Annotated in this window: 3 protein-coding genes and 1 pseudogene; 2 read left to right on the top strand and 2 right to left on the bottom strand. The window is 55.0% G+C overall.

Annotated features, from left to right (window positions below):
* Positions 1-52: 52 nt before the first annotated feature.
* Both P7F28_RS04625 and P7F28_RS04620 read right to left on the bottom strand, forming a co-directional pair.
* Positions 53-337, bottom strand: a complete 285-nt coding sequence (locus P7F28_RS04625; RefSeq protein WP_277183264.1) for a hypothetical protein — start codon at positions 335-337, stop codon at positions 53-55.
* A gap of 14 nt (positions 338-351) precedes the next feature.
* A complete protein-coding gene (locus P7F28_RS04620) occupies positions 352-825 on the bottom strand; it encodes a hypothetical protein (RefSeq protein WP_277183263.1) in 474 nt (157 codons plus the stop codon).
* A 955-nt stretch (positions 826-1,780) separates the two neighbouring features.
* Here P7F28_RS04620 and P7F28_RS04615 point away from each other — a divergent pair.
* Both P7F28_RS04615 and P7F28_RS04610 read left to right on the top strand, forming a co-directional pair.
* A complete protein-coding gene (locus tag P7F28_RS04615; RefSeq protein WP_277183262.1) occupies positions 1,781-2,377 on the top strand; it encodes a hypothetical protein in 597 nt (198 codons plus the stop codon).
* 1,134 nt (positions 2,378-3,511) lie between these two features.
* Positions 3,512-4,293: pseudogene (locus P7F28_RS04610) on the top strand (hypothetical protein); the annotation flags it as partial.

Here is a 4,293-nt window from a genome sequence, read left to right as displayed (position 1 = left end):
TCTCAAACCTAATCGGTACCCGCCCAGCGAGCGTCCACCTCCGAACAGTCTCCTAGATCTCTGGGTCGCTGTGGTCGACGAGCCAATAGATTTCCACGTCGCGATAACGCAGACGGATGAAATGAGGTTGGCGAGTCTCGAACCAGCCAAAAGTGAGCTGCCCTCCTTCCTCACACGACGCTACGAAATCGGCCAGCGACGCATCTATCTTGCAGGTCAAGAACGGGGTATCGACTCGCATTCCGGCGAACTCAAAGGGTCTTCTACCGAGTGCCCACAGCGGTAACAAGGCTCCCGATTCCACCGTTCCGCCACACACATCAATATCGTCGTCCATCCCATTCATATCGATTATTCTTGCCAGACTGCGCCGTCATCCTTCGCATACTCAAACATTTTCGACATCAACCCAAACCAGAAGTAGAAGCGCTTTCCGAGTGCGAGCGCCCTGACGTCCCACGCCGCGAAATCAGCGGCCAGTTTTGCCGAGACCACTGGGCCGAAAGTCCCGAATTCGCCAGGATAGCGAAACAGTTCGCGGAACGGCCCAGGGGCATCTGCGCCCGCCGCGCGCCAGTTATACCCGACCAATCCCGCCAACTGCTCCATGCGCTTTCTAAATTCGCGCGCCTTCCTCGCAACGGCGAACCACTGCTCTTCCTGGAATTGGTACGCACCGCCGACTTCCAATCCCTCTGCGACATGCGGGCAGTCCGGATGGCCATGAACTTCGACGACGTTGTCCACGCTCAGCGCCCAGATGGCTGTGCTGAACTTTCCATCCAGCTTCTTTAAACCTTTGCGCGCGACGAAGAAAACTGGCATTTCGCGACTTCTATGTATTGAGTTGGAGAACACGCCGGCCGCACTGTGCGGGTGAAGGCGCGTCGACGATCGATGTAAATCAAACATCGCCAATCGTATAGTGCGAATGAAGGGACATGACAGGGCGAGAAACTAACGAATTGAACGGCAGATCTTTGAGAAGCCGAATACAGCCGAAAATGGACGGAGTTTTTCGCAGAAGGTTCGGCGACTTTTTTCATAGATCGATCCACTTTCTTGGCTGCCGCCCCCTCGAACAAGCGTCCGTATGGCAGCGAGCCAAGGGGTGAGGCTCGGCGTTCGCCGGCGCCTTCATACTGTCGCGCTCTTCTTCATTGCGGCCCCTTCGCGGTCTTGACGGCGACGGCGCGTTCCTCGCTGCCGCCTTGTGCAAGCTGCTCATCGGGCGTTGCAATCGCGCGCGGCCTTCTGGCTGGCCAATGCGTCTCTGCACTCATCGCAGCACGCACTGACGGGCCTCATGCGCGCGTACACGAACTGCCGCGAGAAACGCCCGCGCTCCTCACCGTGCCATGAGCGGCTCAGATGCGCTGCATGCGACTGCCTGACATAGTCTCCTTCGCGATCGACGCACGCCTATCAAAAATGCAGCCCGTCCCAAAAACACCGCGTATTTTCAGGAATATCGTCCAGATAATCCGTATTTTGCGGCATTTAATTCTAATACGTTGCGTCTTGTCAGAATTTCATGTTATAATAAGCTCATTGAACGGGACTTTCCGAGTGGACGCTCAGGTCCGTCTGTCGTTCGACGACTGCCATCGACGAAGGCCTTCCCCTGCATGGGGACAAAGAGACGAGTATTGAACTGGATGTGTGCCATCGACAGTCGCTCATATTCTCTCGAGAACCAACGATCGCCAGTGCGACCTCAGAATCGACAAAGTCGTCATCGAACCGGATTGGCATCTCTCACGACTCCCAACGCTACAACATGAACACCGAAGAACTCAACCAACAAGCTGCAACGAACATCGACAACGAAGTGGTCAGAGCCATCGTCGATTTCATGTCCGACTGCGGCCTCCGGGACGCCGACGTGAACGCGGGCCATCTGAGCCTCGCCTTCGAATACGCATATAGGCCGCTTCCAAGGTTTTGGCGCGACTTAGACCTGGCAGCGCTTGTCGAAACCATTTCGGAGCGTTTCCCAGATTGGCGTTCTGCCGTTCAAAATCCCGGCAGGACTGCTGAGGACGTATTGCGCGAAGTTGGAGAGATTTTGCATAGCCACGCGTTCGACGAAGCGAATGCTGAGATTATGCTGGGTGTCCCCAAGCACGATCGTCCAACTGAATGGCAAGCAGCCGCCGATTGGATTTGCGCAGAGCTTCGCAAGCGGAAGCTCGACGCAGAGCTGAGATTTGCAGAACGGCTTGGAAAACGTTGCGGCGAAGGCGCTCTGCAGGAATTGCAGTGCCTCGAGCGCGTTGCAAGTGGGATTGAATTCGAGAGAATCGGAACGAGCGTCGCCCGGACCTGGCGCAACCGGGTGTTGGCTGAGCGGCAAAAAGGCGGTCAGACCGTCTGAGAGAGCCGGGGCAATGTGGCGATGCGACTGCAGCGCCACATGCCCTGGATGCCCTAACTCCTCATTTCTGTCGCGTGACTGCCCTGCTAATCGCGCGATCTTCGATAGCGGCATTGGCCGCATTCCTGTCAACGTCGTATGGAATCGAGCCCTATCGCGATCTTCGCTGGTTGTTCAGGAAGTTGCCGGAATGAAGATAGTCGACGAATACGCCGCACTCGTTCCCTGGAACTCGCCATTCGCTCCTCGAGATGGGCAAGGTGACGTGAGTTATTGCCCGGATGCAACTTCCCGTCGCATGTCGACCTTGGCGCTGACCTCCGCAACGCACGTCCTCCGTCAGTCGAAAGCCGAGCTGCGCGACGGCGCTGGACGCGTCCTAAATACGCCGAGCGCAGCGACATTGTCGTGTGCACCTCGTGGGCTTCTCCTTTTGGACCGCTTTCAGCCAGGAAGTGAGCGTTGACTATTGCTTCGATCTTCGAAAAATTCGACTACGGCGCAGCCTCAATGTGAGAAGTACATGAACATCGAAAAGAAAAAAGCTAGAACGATAAGGATGGACCAGAACTTCTGCGCAGCTGGACTAGATTGCTTTATCGCCGCAGCGAGGTGACTTTTCCTATGGCGTCTTCTGCGTACCATCGTGACTATTCTGTAATAAAAAATTGATTTTAAGACATTGGGTCCGAACGTGTGCGCATTCTTAGGCGGCTTGCTACACCAATTCGACGCCTCTGCTCTCTCAGAGTTCTCGTAGATGCGGGACCCGCTTCCGGTTCCGCGCGCGTTCTCAGCCCTTCAAGCGCAATCCATTGTCTGCTCGCGACGATCCAGAGATGCAATGAGCGCGGAAAGCCTTGCAAAATCATTGGCCTAACGCGGTAGGCCCAAGCCGACAGAAAATATTCGAGTCGCATCCTAAAGTTCGAGGCGCTCTTGACGTTAAACGATATGCCCGAGCACGAGACAGATTTTTTTCGCGCCGCAACACTATGTCGCTCCGCCGCAGCGTAACGCGCCAGTACCTGGCGACGACCGATGGGTACCGACCAGGATGCTGAACGCACCGTTGCTTCGCCAAAACAGACAACTTTTCATCACTGTTCGCATACTCGAGGATGGAGACGCACCGTGATCTACAAATGCACCTCTTGCAGCAAAACGTCTTTCGAAACAAAGTGCCCGTGGTGCGCCCTGGTAGCGACTCCCGAGGCTGCAAAACAAACACCGCAATCAGTCCAAGTTCCCCTTGACCCCTCCTTCTATCCCGAATTTCAGTACCAAACCAAGGGTTTTCTGAAGGATTTGCTAGGAAAGAAGAAAGAACAGGCGCAGCTCAACGACTTGCTCCGCGCGGTGCTTCAGAAATACTCGGAGCTCAGGAAGCCATACTTCGCAAACTTCTTTCACACCATCAATCACGAACAAGCACAGTCTAACGACGCGTCAACACCCGGCGCACGGCTCAATGGATCGTACTCTAATCGAGAGCTATTCCGAGAAGTCCTCATTCGTAAGGGATTCCACGAACTCGAAGAACTTCCGCATCTGCTCGAAAAGCTGCTGCTGACGACGGGGTTCAATACCGCCTATCTCGGATTCTCGAACGAAATTTCGCGCCGCATGACCGATGCGTCGTTGATGGAGCTACTTCGTTCTTGGATCGCAGAAGCAGGCACGAGCTTCAGGGATGACCTCAGCCTCTTCTTTTACTTCTTGTGGGACAACGATATTCGTCACCCCGAAGTTGACTTTGTTGGCGAGGCAGCCTCAACTTTCGGTACGCCATTGCTTCCTTGGTCGACCATTCAAACTTGGTTGCGCCGATGCGAGACGATCCACTTCGACATCCTCGTCGAGCGCCTAGCTACGAAACTGGAACATTTTGACCCGTCTCGATTCGTCACGATGTA

The sequence above is a fragment of the Caballeronia sp. BR00000012568055 genome (assembly GCF_029439455.1).
Taxonomy (GTDB): Bacteria; Pseudomonadota; Gammaproteobacteria; order Burkholderiales; family Burkholderiaceae; genus Caballeronia.
Note: the sequence above shows the minus strand (reverse complement) of the source record. Positions and strands in the feature narration are given on the sequence as shown.

Bases quoted from the DNA above. Each gene is read 5' to 3' on its own strand.
- P7F28_RS04615 (WP_277183262.1), top strand. From the start codon at position 1,781: ATGAACACCGAAGAACTCAACCAACAAGCTGCAACGAACATCGACAAC.
- P7F28_RS04625 (WP_277183264.1), bottom strand. From the start codon at position 337: ATGGACGACGATATTGATGTGTGTGGCGGAACGGTGGAATCGGGAGCC.
- P7F28_RS04620 (WP_277183263.1), bottom strand. From the start codon at position 825: ATGCCAGTTTTCTTCGTCGCGCGCAAAGGTTTAAAGAAGCTGGATGGA.